At 68.8% G+C, this 16595-nt stretch carries 19 protein-coding genes; 12 read left to right on the top strand and 7 right to left on the bottom strand.

Features of this window, described 5'->3' with window-relative positions; all coding sequences use genetic code 11:
• Positions 1 to 19: 19 nt before the first annotated feature.
• Positions 20 to 634, bottom strand: a complete 615-nt coding sequence (locus JK364_RS22480; protein ID WP_201852957.1) for a TetR/AcrR family transcriptional regulator — start codon at positions 632 to 634, stop codon at positions 20 to 22.
• Positions 635 to 871: 237 nt separating this feature from the next.
• The gene (locus JK364_RS22485; RefSeq protein ID WP_201852958.1) at positions 872 to 1507 is read right to left on the bottom strand and encodes a hypothetical protein; all 636 of its coding nucleotides are present in this window, start codon (positions 1505 to 1507) and stop codon (positions 872 to 874) included.
• A gap of 250 nt (positions 1508 to 1757) precedes the next feature.
• Between JK364_RS22485 and JK364_RS22490 the strand changes: the two genes are divergently transcribed.
• Positions 1758 to 3200 (top strand): NF041680 family putative transposase, encoded by a 1443-nt coding sequence (locus JK364_RS22490; protein WP_201852959.1) that lies wholly within the window; start codon positions 1758 to 1760, stop codon positions 3198 to 3200.
• Positions 3201 to 3347: 147 nt separating this feature from the next.
• Here JK364_RS22490 and JK364_RS22495 read toward each other — a convergent pair whose 3' ends face one another.
• A complete protein-coding gene (locus tag JK364_RS22495; RefSeq protein WP_230992371.1) occupies positions 3348 to 3623 on the bottom strand; it encodes a hypothetical protein in 276 nt (91 codons plus the stop codon).
• Positions 3624 to 3897: 274 nt separating this feature from the next.
• Positions 3898 to 5067 carry a helix-turn-helix domain-containing protein gene (locus JK364_RS22500; protein ID WP_201852960.1) on the bottom strand — a complete coding sequence of 390 codons (1170 nt, stop codon included), beginning with the start codon at positions 5065 to 5067 and terminating at the stop codon, positions 3898 to 3900.
• 158 nt (positions 5068 to 5225) lie between these two features.
• Here JK364_RS22500 and JK364_RS22505 point away from each other — a divergent pair, with 158 nt between their 5' ends.
• Positions 5226 to 5468, top strand: a complete 243-nt coding sequence (locus tag JK364_RS22505) for a hypothetical protein (protein WP_201852961.1) — start codon at positions 5226 to 5228, stop codon at positions 5466 to 5468.
• A gap of 41 nt (positions 5469 to 5509) precedes the next feature.
• Positions 5510 to 5668: a hypothetical protein gene (locus JK364_RS55360; protein WP_230992434.1), complete on the top strand. Its 159-nt coding sequence runs from the start codon at positions 5510 to 5512 to the stop codon at positions 5666 to 5668.
• 181 nt (positions 5669 to 5849) lie between these two features.
• Here JK364_RS55360 and JK364_RS22515 read toward each other — a convergent pair whose 3' ends face one another.
• Entirely contained in the window at positions 5850 to 6341 is a 492-nt protein-coding gene (locus JK364_RS22515) for a MarR family winged helix-turn-helix transcriptional regulator (protein ID WP_201852963.1), read from the bottom strand.
• A 187-nt stretch (positions 6342 to 6528) separates the two neighbouring features.
• On the bottom strand, positions 6529 to 8172 hold the full coding sequence (locus JK364_RS22520) for an FAD-dependent oxidoreductase (RefSeq protein WP_201852964.1): 1644 nt from the start codon (positions 8170 to 8172) through the stop codon (positions 6529 to 6531).
• Positions 8173 to 8337: 165 nt separating this feature from the next.
• Between JK364_RS22520 and JK364_RS22525 the strand changes: the two genes are divergently transcribed.
• The 9 genes from JK364_RS22525 to JK364_RS22565 all read left to right on the top strand — a co-directional run bounded on the left by JK364_RS22525 (position 8338) and on the right by JK364_RS22565 (position 15443).
• Positions 8338 to 9540: a SchA/CurD-like domain-containing protein gene (locus JK364_RS22525; RefSeq protein WP_201852965.1), complete on the top strand. Its 1203-nt coding sequence runs from the start codon at positions 8338 to 8340 to the stop codon at positions 9538 to 9540.
• 100 nt (positions 9541 to 9640) lie between these two features.
• Complete coding sequence (locus JK364_RS22530; RefSeq protein WP_201852966.1) at positions 9641 to 10048, top strand: cupin domain-containing protein; 408 nt, start codon at positions 9641 to 9643, stop codon at positions 10046 to 10048.
• Entirely contained in the window at positions 10045 to 11313 is a 1269-nt protein-coding gene (locus JK364_RS22535) for a beta-ketoacyl-[acyl-carrier-protein] synthase family protein (protein WP_201852967.1), read from the top strand. Before JK364_RS22530 ends, JK364_RS22535 begins: the two co-directional genes overlap by 4 nt.
• A complete protein-coding gene (locus JK364_RS22540; RefSeq protein WP_201852968.1) occupies positions 11310 to 12560 on the top strand; it encodes a ketosynthase chain-length factor in 1251 nt (416 codons plus the stop codon). Before JK364_RS22535 ends, JK364_RS22540 begins: the two co-directional genes overlap by 4 nt.
• Complete coding sequence (locus tag JK364_RS22545; protein WP_201852969.1) at positions 12560 to 12817, top strand: acyl carrier protein; 258 nt, start codon at positions 12560 to 12562, stop codon at positions 12815 to 12817. The genes JK364_RS22540 and JK364_RS22545 overlap by 1 nt, the downstream gene beginning before the upstream one ends.
• A gap of 2 nt (positions 12818 to 12819) precedes the next feature.
• The gene (locus JK364_RS22550) at positions 12820 to 13284 is read left to right on the top strand and encodes an SRPBCC family protein (protein ID WP_037962524.1); all 465 of its coding nucleotides are present in this window, start codon (positions 12820 to 12822) and stop codon (positions 13282 to 13284) included.
• A 2-nt stretch (positions 13285 to 13286) separates the two neighbouring features.
• Positions 13287 to 13616, top strand: a complete 330-nt coding sequence (locus JK364_RS22555) for a TcmI family type II polyketide cyclase (protein ID WP_201853298.1) — start codon at positions 13287 to 13289, stop codon at positions 13614 to 13616.
• Positions 13617 to 13969: 353 nt separating this feature from the next.
• Positions 13970 to 14563, top strand: coding sequence for a hypothetical protein (locus JK364_RS22560; RefSeq protein WP_201852970.1), 594 nt, complete (start codon positions 13970 to 13972; stop codon positions 14561 to 14563).
• A gap of 154 nt (positions 14564 to 14717) precedes the next feature.
• Positions 14718 to 15443 (top strand): class F sortase, encoded by a 726-nt coding sequence (locus tag JK364_RS22565; RefSeq protein ID WP_201852971.1) that lies wholly within the window; start codon positions 14718 to 14720, stop codon positions 15441 to 15443.
• A gap of 72 nt (positions 15444 to 15515) precedes the next feature.
• On the opposite strand, the gene JK364_RS22570 is transcribed toward JK364_RS22565, so the two are convergent.
• On the bottom strand, positions 15516 to 16586 hold the full coding sequence (locus JK364_RS22570; protein ID WP_201852972.1) for a methyltransferase: 1071 nt from the start codon (positions 16584 to 16586) through the stop codon (positions 15516 to 15518).
• Between the last annotated feature and the right edge of the window lie 9 nt (positions 16587 to 16595).

The raw sequence follows: 16595 nt of genomic DNA on the forward strand, positions 1-16595 counted from the left end.
TGTACACCTCGCACTGGGGTTATCCCCCCGTCCCGTCCTCCAGGTATCCGTACAGTCCCTGCAAGAGCAGGCGTTGATTGGCCGCGCTGCGTCGCGCCAGCACCGCCGGATCGAACATCGGCTCATCACAGTGAGGCTGCATCACCCGCTCCAGCAGCAGCGGCCCAAGGACCAGGCACAGCACCTGAAACGCTGCCCACTCGCTGTTCGGTGCCTGCTTGCCGTACGCCGCAGACAACCGCCCCAGCTCTGCCCGGGCACCACTCAACATCCGCCCGAACAGGTCCGAACTTGCCGCGCTGTCCTCCAGCAGGACATGCCGCAGGTAGCCCCGCAGCACCAGGTCCTCCCCGAACAGCCGGGCCGACACCTCGCCAAGCGACTCCATAAGCCCGGCATCCGGATCCATCTCGGACAGTTCCTTGCCGATCCGCTCCAGCACGTACTCATCGACCGCGGCGCGCAGTCCCTCCTTCGACCCGAAGTGCCGGGTAACCAACGCCGGCGACAGCCCCGCAGCCGCTGCCACCGCCCGCGTCGACGTCGCCTCGAACCCCCGTTCGGCGAACAGCTCCAGCGCAGCCTCGCGCAACCGCGCCCGCCCTGTCAGATCGCTCTTCTCCACCGCCCTCATGCCCGCAGCGTAATCACGAGCCCACCAGCAGAACGGGGGCTGCTCAACAGGAGGTTCAGAAACAGCTTCTGAGCTTGTTCTTTATCTTCTGGGGCGGTCGGCGACAAGATCATGTACTTGGCTGGGTGCAGGCGGCATACGCCAGAGGCTGCCTGAAGCCGCCACCCTGAAAGGTGGCTTTGCCGGAGTCAGTCAGCGGTCTTGCATACCCCACACAGGGAACAGGCCATCCCACTGCTATGCCCGGCGTGCGCGACCTCCGTTGATGTGGTCGATCTGTTCGAGGAGAACAGCATTCAGCTGTGCACGCGCGGCCCTGACCCGCTCCAGGGCCTCCAGAATCTCGCGACGTACCGGGACCTCTTGCCGGGCAGGGCTCTGCAGGACTTCGGCACGGACTTCGCGGGTCGCCTCTCGCAACCAGCCCAGGAGCTGGGACAGGGCTGCGGAGGTTGAACCGTTTACATTGTCCGCTTCCGAACGGCCAGGGGGAGCCTGGACCACAGGGATGCCGTGTGGTGGCGTGTCCTGCGATTCGAGCCAAAGACCACTGTGAGCGAGGGCATGCCCAGCCTCGGTAGCCTCTGCGCTGACTCGGTCGATGTTCTCATCGAATCGGTCGACGTCCACAGGACGGTGGGCTTCCAGATCTTGGACGGTGCGCTCCAGCGCATCGACCCATGCTCGACCCGTGGTTCGCATCTTCAGTAGGCGAGTGATCTCTGTTTCCCTTCGACGAGTCTGCTCCTCACTCGTCCTCTGCTCTGACTGTCGCCGATGCAGAAGTGCCGGGCCGTAGACCGTCGCGAGGCCGGCGATTCCAGCTCCCCCCAGCACCCCGAGCAGCCCATACAACGCGCCGTTGTCGTTCATGCCCCGACTCCCTCGGAATCTCCGCCTGTACGCATGCCATCTCGATCACCGTTGCCCCTCGACCAGAGGGCAACCTGAACCCTTGACTCAGCATGTACCCAGCTCTGCAGATGAACCCGTGCCTTGACTCGGGCTCGAATAAGTCTCGAACTTGAGGCCCTTTTGCCTCGTTCGTCGAGCACGTAGGGCGGCCTTCACGCGATCGTGTGCCAAGTCGAGTAGGCATCTGGACCGTGCGAAGGCCGTGGCAATGAGTGTGCTCCTATCCGGGCTCAGGAGGGATGCGTTGGCGCAAGCGTCACGCCTCCGGGGCGAGTTCTACGCGTGCTTGTCCGCCCGACGGGATGAGCTGTTCGAGCTCACCGACGCGGTGCTGTGCGTGGACGGCCCGGTGGTCTCGCCGGTCGATCTGACGATGGTGCCCGAACACCGCCGTGGGCACGGAGCGTTGTACGGAGCCCTCAACCACGGCGAGATCGACATCGAGCGGCTACGGACCCTGCTGGCCGGGCTGCCGCTGCCCCGATTCGAGGGGCGGCGCCTGGTGCTGGCGGTCGACGTGTCGCCATGGTTGCGGTCGGACGCACCGTGCTCGGCGGACAGGCTGTTCTGCCATGTCTACGGGCGGGCGAAGTCCGCGTCGCAGTTCATTCCGGGCTGGCCGTACTCCTTCGTCGCCGTCCTGGAGCCCGGGGCCACGTCATGGACTGGGATCCTGGACGTGGTCCGGCTCGGGCCCGAGGACGACGCGACCGCGGTCACTGCAGCCCAGCTGAGGGCCGTGGTCAAGCGGCTCGTTGCGGCCGGCCAGTGGCAGTCCGGGGACCCGGACATCACGATCGTCATGGACGCCGGCTATGACGTCACCCGTCTGGCCTGGGTGCTGCGGGCTCTTCCCGTTGAACTGGTCGGCCGAATCCGTAGCGACCGGGTGATGCGCCTGCCGAAGCCCCGCATCTACGACCCCAAGGGCGGGCGCCCTCCCAAGCACGGGCCGGAGTTCCGCTTCGCCAAGCCCGAGACCTGGCCCGAACCGGAGATCACCACGGCCACCGACGCCGTGAAGTACGGCAAGGCCGAAGCCCAGGCGTGGGACCTGGTCCACCCGAGGCTGACCCACCGCTCGGCCTGGCTGGAACACGACGGCGAACTCCCCGTCGTTGAGGGCAGCCTGGTCCGCCTCAAGGTCGAACACCTGTCGAAAGACCGGGAGGCCCCGCCGGTGTGGTTGTGGTCCTCGAAAACCGGCGCCGTCCCGGCGGACGTGGACCTGTGGTGGCAAGTGTTCCTCAGGAGATTCGATCTGGAGCACACCTTCCGGTTCGGGAAGCAGACGCTCGGCTGGACCACACCGAAGATCCGTACTCCCGAGGCGGCGGACCGCTGGACCTGGCTCCTGGTCGTCGCCCACACCCAGCTCCGCCTCGCCCGTCCGCTGGCCACCGATCTCCGTCGGCCCTGGGAGAAGCCGACCAAACCCGAACACCTCACCCCGGCCCGGATCCGTAGGGGGTTCAGGAACATCCGCGCCCGCCTGCTCTGCCCGGCCCGTGTTCCTCAACCGACCGGAACCGGTCCCGGACGCCCCCTCGGCTCAAAGAACCGGCGGCCCGCCACCCGCTACGACGTCGGCAAAACCGTCAAACGTGCCGAGACCCTCAAGGCCATCGGCAGACCCGGTAGATCCTGGTAGATAAAGAACAAGCTGAGAGTCGCAGCCGGGCGGAGCCGCCGTCGCACCGGCCACAACGCCGGCCGCCGCGGCGGCCAGCCGGCTCCACTCCTTCCGACCGTGACGCCCCGCCCCGACCGCTTCGGCGAACGCCGGGCCCAAGGAGACTCAGCCTGTCGAATCCCCTGACTCGATCTCCTTGAGCTGCTCACCCGGCAGAAGACGGTCAACCATCGTCTCTGGCTTCGCTTCCATACCCAGACCCTTCATCGCGGCAGCCGAATTGAGACGGTCCTTCGCCTCCCGGTCTTCAACACGGTCGATAAAGGTTGTCGCCACTTCAAGCTTGTGATCGATGTCGATCTTCTTCTCGTTCTCCTCGGCGGCCTTCGTGAGATTGGCCTGCGGCAGGCGGATACACATTCCCTGCGGCGTGATCGCCAATGAAGACGTTATGGACTTCTCCCGCGTGCTGAGTTACTTGCTGTTGCGGCGCGGGTTCCGGGCGCTCCCGAAGGGACTTGGCCACGTTCTTGAACATGGTTGAGGTGATGGGCTCCACGATCTTCGCCATGACCTCCGGAGGCAACGCAAACGGAGAGCTGAGGTTCCTCTCCTCTGGCGGTTCGGCTCCACCGTTCGAATTCGTCGCCATCATCCGCCCCCGATCCGCCAACCGGCGCTATGCCAACCCAGTTCAGAGTAATGCCAGCAGCAGTCAGAAGGGCACACCAGCACGCTTGGCGAGCTTGGTCAGCCTGGGGTTGCTGCGGCGGTGCAGCGAGGTGAGCACGCGCATCAGCTCTTGGCTGGTCGGGTGGACGCGGGCCATCTCCGGTGCGACGTCCCAAGCCGCTTCGAGCGATTCAAGGGCGCCGCTCCTGTCGCCCAGCGCGAGCTTTGACCGGCTGATGTTCATGTGTAGCGGACCAACGCGCGTGGCCGGAAGCGTCAACCCACCCCGGACCAAGTCGTCCGCCGTGTTGAGGGACTCGCGGTAGTCCTCCATGTCGGAAGCCGTCGAGATGACATGTACGGCCGTGTTCTCGGGCCCAAAGTGAATGCCGTGGTCCTCGATGTCCTCGGGGAACTCCTCGGCCACCTGCCAGGCTGCCTCGATGTGCCGTTCGGCGGTGGCTTTCTCCTTGAGCCGACCGGCCAGCGTAAGCCCACGCAGGTGCAGGATGCCCAGACCGTACGCGCGGTCACGTCCCCGCAGCGTCGTCTCGGCCTCGACCACTGCCCGGTCCACGATCGCCAACCCGCCCGCGAAATCACCGGAGTTGAGGAAGGCTCCGGCCTCATCCCGGGCGGCCACCGTGGCGGCAATCGGGTGCGCACGTTCGGCGGCCAGCCGCTGTTTCATGACGGCCAATTCGGCGAGGTGCATCCAGCGGTGTCGAGCGGCCAGCCAATAGACCACCGAGTACGCATCGGCGACGCGAGTCCAGGCGTCGGGCGACTGGGTGGCGTGCGCGCAGTTGGTGGCGTCGGCCAGCACGCCAGGGAGCTTCTGGAGGACCGCCGACAGCTCCGTGCGGTAGCGGTGCTCGTTCAGCTCGGCCAGCTCGCGCGGAAGGTCCTCAGGGTGTGACGGTGGCGTGTCGGGGATGTCGAACCGCCGAATGGCGTAGTTGAGGGCGGCAAGGCTCTTCTCGTCGGTGCGCTCGACGGGGGCCGTGCCCAGGAGCTCATCCAGCGTCAAACCCATGGCCTGAGCGAGAGCGGCGGCAATGCCCTGGGTCAGCGCGCGGTCACCTACCTCGATCTTGCTGAGCAGCGAGACCGACACACCTGCACGCCGGGCAAGGGCAACCTGGCTGAAGCCGCGCGCCTTGCGGCAGACACCCACATTCGCACCGGGTCCGGGAATCTTGGTCGCGCTCATAGTGTGCGTCTTCCCCACTCGACTGGCGTTACCTCTCATCCATCGTCTCACTCTCAGCACTCATGCGCTTGCGCCCTGTGCAAGAGGTGTGCAAGTTCGCTTCGCACGGCGGCAGTTCTCTTGTGTGAGACACATATGCGCAGGTGGGACGAGGAATCATGACACAGACACAAGAGAAGCCACCGACGGTGCTCGGCCACGGCGATCTGCCGTACCCAAAGGGCACGCTTGTCGAAGACACCGAGACCGGTTGCACAGGCGAGCTGCAAGGCGTGATTGAGGAGCGCGTCAAGGGCACCGGAAAGCTGTTCAGCCAAACGGCGTACATGCGACCGAAGGGAGGTGGCCTCGAATGGGAAGCCCCTTTGGACCGCATCAGGCCCGCCGACAAGAACGGTTAAGCCTGCCCACCAAGCGCGCTGCCCTGATCAGTCCGGGTGACGTGATCGGCTACGACGGCGAATGGCGCACGGTCAAGGAGGCATCGACCGCCCAGGGGCCAATGGGCGGGTTAGCCGTCGTGGTCACCTGGGAGGAGGGCGGCACGGCCCGCTTCCCCGCCGGGGACGAACTCCTCCTGAAAGGAGCAGACGTCGACTGACCTGCCACTGAGCCCCGCCCCAACTGTTAGGCGCGGGGCTCAGTGATGTTTTGACGAAGGCCGGTTGGAGGCGAAGCTCTCTTCGGCAGTCAGTAGCAGACCAGGCCACCCGGTGACCGCTTCCGGCTCGCGGTCCAGCATCGCCGTCAGCGGACGAACCGCAGCCACGACCTCGGACGACCTACGGGTTCCTGGCGCCCTCGACGTTGGAGATCATCCTGCGCAGCACCTTGAGGGCGGCCACGTACTCCTCGTCGCTGATGCCGTCGTGGACCACGGCACGAAGTTCGGTGACCAGTTCGCGCAGCCGCATCCTGGCGGCTTCTCCTGCGTCGGTGAGGTACAGACGATGTCCGGCGTCGGTCCGCAGCCAGCCGCGGTGGAGCAACTGGGCGACGACACGGGGGATCTCGTGTTGCCCGTCCGCGAGGGGTAGCAGCTGGGCGGCTATCTCGTCGCGGCTCGGCGCCGCGGGCCCGTACTTGACGCTGTTGAGTACCCAGTACTGCGGCTGCGTGACGTCGATCCCAGCCATGGCGTCACGCAGCTGGCGGGTAACGACCGCGTGCGCCTGACCACTCCAGTAGCCGATGGGCTGGCTGGCCAGCATGTCGTCGGTGGCGGCCGGATCGGCCGGCGCCTGGTCGGTGGCGGTGCCCGTCAGAAAGTCCACGATCACGAAAATAGCGCGTCCAGGCGTCCTCAGTCGGGGACCAGGGCGAGCCCGATGAACAGCCGCCCCCGGCGGACGAGGAGGACACCCCTGCCCGGCGCCCGGCGCCGCGTCCCGCGACCCCGGGCGGGTGGTACCCGGAAGCGGGGTGGCGTCCGGACGCCGATGGCCTCCGGGAAAAGCGGGATCAGCCGTCCAGCCGCAGCACCTCTCGCAGCGCTCGCGCCATCGCCGCCTCCGGGTCGGGGACCGAGCGCTCCGCCCGCCAGGCGACGAAGCCGTCGGGGCGGACCAGGACCGCTCCGTCGGGGGCGGTGCCGTGGAGTTCGGCCCAGTCCGTGCCCGGTTCGGGGGCGAGTTCGTGGTCCGGTCCTTCGCCCACCCGGTAGCAGTCCAGGGGGACGCCGAGGGCGTCGGCGGCGCGGCGGCCGGCCTCGTGCCAGGCGGCGCCGCCCGGCCCGGTGAGCAGCACACAGGTGCGCTCGTACAGATCGAGGGTGGACAGCCGCACCCCGCAGCGGTGCACCCACATATGGGGGGCGCGGCTGCCGGGCTCGGCCGAGACCATGAAGCGGTCGGGCACCGCGGGGGCGGAGGGGTCGGCGCCCGCGACCGCGCCCCGCACATAGCGGTAGCCCATGGCGACGGCCATGACGTTGGACTGCGGGCCCCGGCCCTCGGTGGCCGGTGCCGAGTAGCCGGGGTGGCTGTGCTCGGCCGAACGGGCGGCGGCGCGGGCGCTGGTGGCCTGGGCGACCGGCCGCCGCTCCATGCCGTAGGTCTCCAGCAGCGCGGGGCCCGCCCAGCCGCCCATGACGGCGGCGAGCTTCCACGCCAGGTTGTGGGCGTCCTGGATTCCGGTGTTGGAGCCGAAGGCGCCGGTGGGCGACATCTCGTGCGCGGAGTCCCCGGCGAGGAAGACCCGGCCGTCGGAGTAGTGGTCCGCCACCCGCTCGGCCGCGTGCCAGGGCGCCTTTCCGGTGACCTCGACCTCCAGGTCGGGCATGCCGACGGCGGTGCGGATGTGCTGGGCGCAGCGCTCGTCGTCGAACGCCTCCAGCGGTTCGCCGTGCTCCGGGTGCCAGGGGGCGTGGAAGACCCAGCTCTCCTGGTTGTCGACGGGCAGCAGCGCCCCGTCGGCCTCGGGGTTGGTGAGGTAGCAGGCGATGAAGTGGCGGTCCCCGACCGCGTCCGCGAGCCGCTTGGCGCGGAAGGTGATGGACACGTTGTGGAACAGCTCTCCGCGTCCGCTCTGCCCGATGCCAAGGGCCTCGCGCACCGGGCTGCGGGGGCCGTCGGCGGCGATGAGGTAGTCGGCGCGGACCGTGGAGCGCCGCTCGGACCTGCGGTCCAGGAGGGTGGCGGTGACCCCGTCCGGGTCCTGCTCGAAGGAGATCAGCTCGGTGGAGAACCGTAGCTCGCCACCGAGCCCCTGGGCCGCGCTCAGCAGCACCGGCTCCAGGTCGTTCTGGCTGCACAGGCACCATCCGGCAGGGCTGATCCGGGCGGCCTTGCCACCCGGATCCATCTCCCGGAAGAGCCAGTTGCCCTCGGTACCGGTGAGGGACGGAGTCTGCAGGATTCCGTGGTTGTCGGCCAGGACGGACGCGGCCTCGCGGATCGCGGACTCCACTCCGGCGGTGCGGAACAGTTCCATCGTCCGGATGTTGTTCCCCCGTCCGCGCGGGTGGTGCGAGGTGCGCGGGTGTTTTTCGACCAGTAGATGACCGATCCCCAGTCGGCCCAGGAACAGTGAGGCGGACAGGCCCACCAGGGAGCCGCCCGCGATGAGGACGGGCACACGCTCAGCATTGTCGGCAAGACGGTTCATTGTGCTGCTATGCCCGGTGTTTCCGGGCTGCTCCGGGGCGCTGACCAGGCGTTCGCTCGGATGGCTCACATATCTCGCGCCATTGGTGGGAGCACTTCACGATCGTCTAACGGGCGGGTGTCCTCGATGCCCGGAAGGACGCGTCCGCGAGATGAGGAGTGGAATATGAGCACCCTGTCCGACGTTCCGGAGACCACGGTGAGCGGGTCGCCGGAGACCACGGTGGCCCAGTCGCCGACGACCGTGGAATCCGCTCTCACCGACACCAGATTGCGCGTCGTGTTGCTGGTGCAGGTCAACAGCGGTGCCGAGCAGCGCTTTCTGCGTGCCTACGATCAGCTGTCCCAGCAGGTGGCCGCGGTGCCCGGGCACATCAGCGACCAGCTGTGCCAGTCGATCGAGAACCCTTCGCAGTGGCTGATCACCAGCGAATGGGAAAGCGCCCCTCCGTTCCTCGCCTGGGTGGACTCCCCCGCGCACCGGGAGATGGTCAAGCCCTTCCACGGCTGTGTGGAGGACACCCGCTCACTGCGGTTCAGCATTCTGCGGGAGACCCTGACCGCCGGGTCCGCGCCGGTCGATGTCACCACCCGGGGCGTCGACGCCGCGCTACGGGTCGGCGACGGGCTGGTCCGGCAGGCGCTCACCTTCACCGTGAAGTCCGGCAGCGAGGACGCCGTCGCCAAGATCCTCGCCGATTACGCCTCGCCCCAGGCCCGGGTCGACGAGACCACCCGGCTCTCCCGCACCTCGGTGTTCATGAGCGGCAACCGGGTGGTGCGGGCCGTGGAGGTCAAGGGCGATCTGACCGCGGCGCTGCGCTACGTGGCCCGGCAGCCGGAGATCAGGGCGGCCGAGGAATCCCTCAATCCGTATCTGGAGGAGGACCGCAACCTCGACGACCCCAGCTCGGCACGGGAGTTCTTCGCCCGCGCCTCCCTTCCGGTGGTCCACCACATGACGGCCGGCGGGCCGCGCCCCGCCCAGGGCGTCCACCGGCACGCCCTGCTCTACCCGGTCAAGACCGGCTGCGGCCCGGCGGTGGCCAGTCTGCTGGCCCGGCAGGACGAGCTGGCGGTGAACAAGGAGATGGCCGCGGAGCAGACCCCCAAGACCTTGCTGAGCAGCACCATCTTCCAGCGTGACGACATCGTGGTGCGGCTGGTGGACCTGGCCGTGCCGCTGGACCGGAACCCCGCCATGGCGGCCGGTGTGAGCGGCCGCCGGGCCGCCGCCGTGCTGGGCCGTCTGCTGGACCTCGGAGCGGACGGTGCGGTGATCGACCTGTCCATGGACATCGGGCAGCGCCGCTTCCTCGCCGACTGCGACATGACCCCGATCACCGACCGCGAGTCGGCGGACCACTGACGCGGACCCCTGACGCGGACCACTGACGGCGTCTCTCCCCCTTCGCACCATTCCACCCCCCGTGGCGCGGACCGCGCAACGCTACCTGGAGGAACTCATCATGACCACGCAGTCCCCTCTCGTCGTCGACCTCGCCGCGGTCGCCCCCAACCGCCGGCGCGGTGGCGATGTGCGCGCCATGCTCACCCCGCCTCTGGTGGGCGCCACGAGCGGCTTCATGGGGATGGCCATCGTGGGGCCCGGTGAACGGGTCGCCGAGCACTACCACCCGTACTCCGAGGAGTTCGTGTACGTCGTCAGCGGCGACATGGAGGTGGACCTGGACGGCGAGGCGCATCCGCTCCGCCCCGACCAGGCGATCCTGATCCCCATCAACATGCGGCACCGATTCCGCAACGTGGGGAGCACCGAGGCCCGGATGGTCTTCCACCTCGGGCCGCTGGCACCGCGCCCCGAGCTCGGTCACGTGGACACGGAGGCCGCCGAACCCGCCGAGGCGACGTCGTGACCCGACGGGTGGTGGTCACCGGGCTCGGTGTCGTCGCCCCCGGGGGGCTGGGCGTCCCGGCGTTCTGGGACATGCTCACCGCGGGCCGTACGGCCACCCGCAACATCACGCTCTTCGACGCGGAGCGGTTCCGCTCCCGGATCGCCGCCGAATGCGACTTCGACCCGCTGGCCGGCGGTCTGAGCTTCGAGCAGATCGAACGCTCCGACCGCTATGTGCAGTTCGCGCTGGTGGCGGCCCAGGAGGCGGTACGGGACTCCGGTCTCGACCTCCAGGCACTCAACCCCTGGCGGATAGGGGTTTCGCTGGGCAGCGCCGTCGCCGCGTCCACCCGGCTGGAGCAGGACTACGTCAAGGTCAGCGACGCCGGTGAGCACTGGGCCGTGGACCACCGCAAGGCGGGCCCGCACCTTCAGCACGCGTTCTCGCCGAGCGCGCTGTCCTCCGGGGTGGCGGAGCTGACCGGGGCGCAGGGCCCGGTGCAGTCCGTCTCGACCGGCTGCACCTCCGGTCTGGACGCGATCGGGTACGCCTTCCAGGCGATCGAGGAGCGGCGGGCCGATGTGTGCATCGCCGGGGCCGCGGACTCGCCGATCACCCCGCTGACCGTGTCCTGCTTCGACTCGATCAAGGCGACCTCGGCGAACAACGACAACGCGGCCACCGCGTCCCGGCCGTTCGACGCCCACCGGGACGGCTTCGTCCTCGGCGAGGGCTCCGCCGTGCTGGTCCTGGAGGAGCTGGAGCACGCCCGGGCCCGGGGAGCGCGGGTCTACTGCGAGTTCCGGGGGTTCGCCACCTACGGCAACGCCTACCACATGACCGGTCTGACCCGTGAGGGTCTGGAGATGTCCGAGGCGATCGACCACGCCCTCGGCCACGCCCGCGTCAACAGCTCCGACGTCGACTACGTCAACGCCCATGGCTCGGGCACCAAGCAGAACGACCGGCATGAGACGGCGGCCGTGAAGCGGTCCCTGGGCGAGCACGCGTACAAGACCCCCATGAGCTCGATCAAGTCCATGGTGGGCCATTCCCTGGGGGCGATCGGCGCCATCGAGGTGGTCGCCTGCGCCATGGCCCTCGCCCATGGCGTGGTGCCGCCGACGGCCAACTACGAGACCCCCGACCCCGAATGCGACCTCGACTATGTCCCGCGCACCGCCCGCGCCCTCCCGCTGCGCAATGTGCTGTCGGTCGGCAGCGGATTCGGCGGCTTCCAGTCCGCGGTGGTGCTGAGCCGGGCGGACGGGAGTGCGGCATGACATCCGCGAAGAGCACCCGGAACCGGGGCGCGGCCGTCACGGGCCTCGGTGTGATCGCCCCCAACGGAGTGGGCACCGACGCCTTCTGGAAGGCCACCCGGGAGGGGATCACCTTCCTGGACCGGATCTCCCGGGAGGGCAGTGATCACTTCCCGGTCCGGATCGGCGGCCAGGTACGCGGCTTCGATCCGGGCTCGATGATCGAGGAGCGGTTCCTCGTCCAGACCGACCGCTTCACCCACTTCGCGATGGCCTCGGCCGATCTCGCGCTGGACGACGCCAAGTTGCCGGTGGACGACATGTCGCCGTTCGCCGTGGGCGTGGTGACCGCCGCCGGTTCCGGGGGCGGTGAGTTCGGCCAGCGCGAGCTGCAGCAGCTGTACAGCAAGGGGCCGCGCTATGTGGGCCCGTACCAGTCCATCGCCTGGTTCTACGCGGCCAGCACCGGCCAGGTCTCCATCCGCGGCGGGTTCAAGGGCCCCTGCGGGGTGGTGGCGAACGACGAGGCCGGCGGTCTGGACGCGCTGGCGCACGCCCGCCGGTCCATCCGGCGGGGGGCGGACGCGGTGGTGGCGGGCGCTTCCGAGGCATCGCTGGCGCCGTACTCCATCGTCTGCATGCTCGGCTGGGACGAGCTCAGCCAGGCCCGTGACGCGGGCCGGGCCTATCTGCCGTTCACCGAGGACGCCTGCGGATTCGCGCCCGGGGAGGGCGGGGCGATGCTGGTCGTGGAGGAGGAGGGGGCCGCCCGGCGCCGCGGGGTGCGGATCCGGGGCTTCATCGCCGGCTACGGCTCGACCTTCACCGGGCCGTCCCGGTGGGAGCGGTCCCGGGAGGGGCTCGCCCAGGCCATCCGCGTGGCCCTGGAGGACGCGGAATGCGCACCGGAGGAGATCGACGTGGTCTTCGCCGACGCGCTCGGGGTGCCCGAGGCGGACCGCGCCGAGGCGCTGGCGATCGCCGACGCCCTCGGGCCGCACGGCACCCGGGTCCCGGTGACCGCGCCGAAGACCGGCTTCGGCCGGGTGCACTGCGCGGCTCCCACGCTGGACGTGGCGGCCGCGCTGCTCTCCATGGAGCACCGGGTGGTCCCCCCGACCCCGTACGTCACCGACGTCTGCCATGACCTCGACCTCGTCACCCGCAGCTCCCGCCCCGCCGAGCCGCGGACGGCGCTGGTGCTCAGCAGAGGACTCATGGGTTGCAACGCGGCGCTCGTGCTCCGCGGACCGGAAGGAGATTACTGATGTCCAGTCAACTGTCCTACGGAGAACTGGCCACGCTGATGAAGCGGTGCGCCGGACTCACCGTCGACCCGGACATGATGCGGACCCGGCCGGACTCCACCTTCGAGGAGTACGGCCTGGACTCGCTCGGTCTGCTCGCCATCGTCGGCGAGCTGGAGAACCGGTACGGCACCCCCATCGAACCGGGGGCCGAGAGCTGCAAGACCCCCTGCGACTTCCTCGACGTCATCAACACCTCACTTACCTCAGGAGCATGAAGATGGCAGGCCACACCGACAACGAGGTCATGATCAAGGCGCCGTTCGACCTCGTCTGGAACATGACCAACGACCTGGAGAACTGGCCGCAGCTGTTCAGCGAGTACGCCTCGGTCGAGGTGCTCCAGCGGACCGGGGACACCACCACCTTCCGGCTGACCATGCACCCCGACGAGGACGGCAAGGTCTGGTCCTGGGTCTCCGAGCGGGAGACGGCCCGCGATGTGCGCACGGTCTGGGCGCGCCGCGTGGAGCCCGGCCCCTTCGCCTACATGAACATCCGCTGGGAGTACGAGGAGGAGTCCGAGGGCACCCGCATGCGCTGGACCCAGGACTTCGAGATGCGGCCCGACGCGCCGGTCGACGACCCGACAATGACGGACCACATCAACCGCAACTCCCGTATCCAGATGGATCTGATCCGCGACAAGATCGAGCAGCGGGCCCGGGAGACGGTGGGGGCATGACCATGTACCGCACCATGATCGTCGCCAAGATGCAGCGGGACGCGGCGCCGCAGGTCGCCAAGATCTTCGCGGATTCCGACCGCGGCGAACTGCCCAAGCTGATCGGCGTCACCGGCCGCAGCCTCTTCCAGTTCGGCGATGTGTATCTGCATCTGATCGAGGCGGAGCGGCCGCCGGCCACGGAGGTCACCAGGTACTCCAAGCACCCGGAGTTCCGCGACGTCAGCGCCCGTCTCCAGCCGTATATGCAGGCGTACGACCCGGAGACCTGGCGCGAGCCCAAGGACGCCATGGCCCACGAGTTCTACCGCTGGGACCGCGACCAGGGCTAGCGCACGCATCGCGCCGCACGGGGCCGCCGACGGAGTCCGACTCCCGGCGGCCCTTTTCGTATGGCGTCTTTCGTATGGCATCGTGAACCGGTTATGCACCGGGCGCGAAAATCTCACACTACTGGGCTCATCGGAATGATGTCTGCCGAAAAGGTGAAAGGGCATCAGTCCATTCGCGCGGCAAATGAGTGATCATTGCGCTTATCTCCACCCAGAGGGCTTACAACCCAGCAGATCGCAGGCCGCGCCGAGTGGCAGGGGGAGCCCTCTTCGCTGACGGTGGACAAGACGCCGCTGCGATCCCTTTATCTGGCAAATAGTCAGTATCGCGACGGCGCCGGAAGGAATGGCTCATGCGATCTACTCGCGCACTCTTCACCGGGGCGGCGATTGCCGCCACCCTGACCCTTGGCGCCCCCGCCGCCGCGTTCGCCGCCGACGTCTCGGACCCGGGCGGTCACGGCGGGTACTCGAGCAGCCAGGAGTCCTCCGAGGAGGGCTACGGCCAGGGCGGCAGCTCCTGGAAGGACAAGGACGACCACGGCCGCGAGGAAGGCCGGGAAGACCACGGCAGGGAAGAAGAGCACGGCAAGGAGGAGATGAAGGGCAAGGACGAGGGCGGCGAGCGCGACTGGTCCTCCTCCCACGGCAAGGAAGAGGGTAAGGAAGAGGGCAAGGAGGAGGGCAAGGAAGAGGGCCGGGAGCACGACTTCGGCCGGGAGCACGAAGACCGCGACTGGTCCGGCAAGAAGGACCACGACTGGTCGGGTGGCGACTGGAAGGACCACGAGAAGGGCGAGAAGCCGCGCGGTGGCGTCCACACCGGTGGTGGCGGCATGGCCACCACGGGCAGTGGCATGGCCGCCGGCTCGGTCCTGCTCCTCGGTGGCCTCGGCGCCGGTGCCTACGCCCTGCGTCGCCGCAAGCCGACCGGCACCGCGATCTGAGCCTGACTCTTCGTATTCCGTGCTGCCGTGGCACCTCCGCCCAGCGGTGGTGCCACGGCAGTTCCACGAGCGCTGCGAGAAAAGCGGCCGTGAGAAAGGCGCCTTGAGCTGAGGCGCCATGAGACAAGGCGCTGTAAGAAAGGCGAACACCCCCATGGGAAAGCCGGCCAAGCAGGGCGCTGCCGATGGCAACACCCGCATTCTCCGCTGGGCCGCCGCGTCGGCCCTCATCGGCGTATTCCTCATCTACAACTCCGTCGACGCCGCCTCCTCCCAGAACACCCAGTCGGCCCGGCCCGCGGCCAGCGCCCCCGCGTCCATCTCCGAACCGGAGAGCGACACCTCCAACGAGGACGCGTACGCGGATTCCCCGGAGTCGACGACCGCCCCCGAGTCCCGTCCGGGACCCGCGCTGCCGCGCTCCCCCGCCTCCCATCTGGACATCCCCTCGATCGGCGTGAGCGCGCCCTTCATCCCGCTGTCGCTGGACGCCGGGGGCGTGCTGGTCCCGCCCCCGGACACCGACCAGAACCTGGTGGGCTGGTACGAGGGCGGCCCCTCGCCCGGTGAGCGCGGCAACGCCATCGTGGCCGGGCATGTGGACACCAAGATCGGCCCGGCGGTGTTCTACCCCCTCGGCCAGCTCAAGCCGAAGAGCAAGGTGGCCATCACCCGCGAGGACGGGATCGTGGCGACCTTCGTGGTGGACAAGGTCAAGACGTTCAAGAAGAACGCCTTCCCGGACAAGCAGGTCTACGGGGACACCCCCAACGCCCAGCTGCGGCTGATCACCTGTGGCGGGGCCTATGACCACACGGCCAAGGACTACACGGCCAATGTGGTGGTGTTCGCACACCTCTCCTCGTACCGCTACAGCTGAGCTTGTCGCAATGCCAGGGGCTCCGCCCCTGGACCCCGGGGTCCAGGGGCGGAGCCCCTTATCGACGCGCCCCTAGCGGCGGGCCTTGGTGGGCACCGTGGAGTCGAAGGCGTGCAGTGCGCCGTTGACGGGCCGGATGTCGGTCACGTTCAGACCGGCCTCGGTCATCCGCGCCACCATGCTCTCCTCGGTGTGCTTCCGGCCGCCCACATTGAGCAGCAGGAACAGGTCCATCGCCGTGGTGAAGGAGCTGGGGCTGTTGTCGACGAGGTTCTCGATGACGACCACCCTGGCGCCGGGGCGCGCCGCCGCGACCACGTTGGCGAGTGTCCGGCGGGTGCTCTCGTCGTTCCATTCGAGGATGTTCTTGATGATGTAGAGGTCGGCCTCGACGGGGACCTCGCGGCGGCAGTCGCCGGGCACGAGCGTGGCCCGCGAGGCCAGCGCCCCGCCGTCCCGCAGCCGCGGGTCGGCGTGCGCCACCACCTGCGGCAGGTCCAGCAGCGCGCCGTGCAGCGCCGGATGCTTCTCCAGCAGGCCGGCCAGCACATGCCCCTGGCCGCCGCCGATGTCCACCACTTCCTTGACCCCGTCGAGGTCGAGGAAGGCGGCGACGTCGGTGGCGGACTGCCGGCTGGAGGTGGTCATCGCGGCGTCGAACACCCGGGCCGACTCGGGCGCGTCCTCATGGAGATAGGCGAAGAAGTCCTTGCCGTAGATCTCGTTGACGACGCAGCCGCCGGTGCGCACCGCCCGGTCCAGCAGCGGCCACGCCTCCCAGGTCCATGGCTCGGTGCACCACAGGGCGATGTTGCGCAGGCTGCCCGGGGTGTCCTCGCGCAGCAGCCGGGACATCTCGGTGTGCCGGAAGCGGCCGTCCTCGGTCTCGGCGAAGATCTGACAGCAGGCCAGGGAGCGCAGCAGCCGGCGCAGCGGATCGGGCTCGACGTCCACGGCGGAGGCCAGCTCGCCGATGGAGACGGGCCGGTCGCCCAGCGCGTCGGCGACGCGCAGCCGGACCGCGGCACGCACCGAGGCCGCCCGTGCGGCGCCGAAGACGATTTCGCGCAGCCGCATGGGCGGGGGGAGCGCGGCCGGTGGGGGCTGTGCCGCGGCGGCTCTGTCGGTGTCCACAGTGGTCATGTCGCCGCC

This window comes from Streptomyces endocoffeicus, assembly GCF_016741935.1.
Classification (GTDB): domain Bacteria; phylum Actinomycetota; class Actinomycetes; order Streptomycetales; family Streptomycetaceae; genus Streptomyces; species Streptomyces endocoffeicus.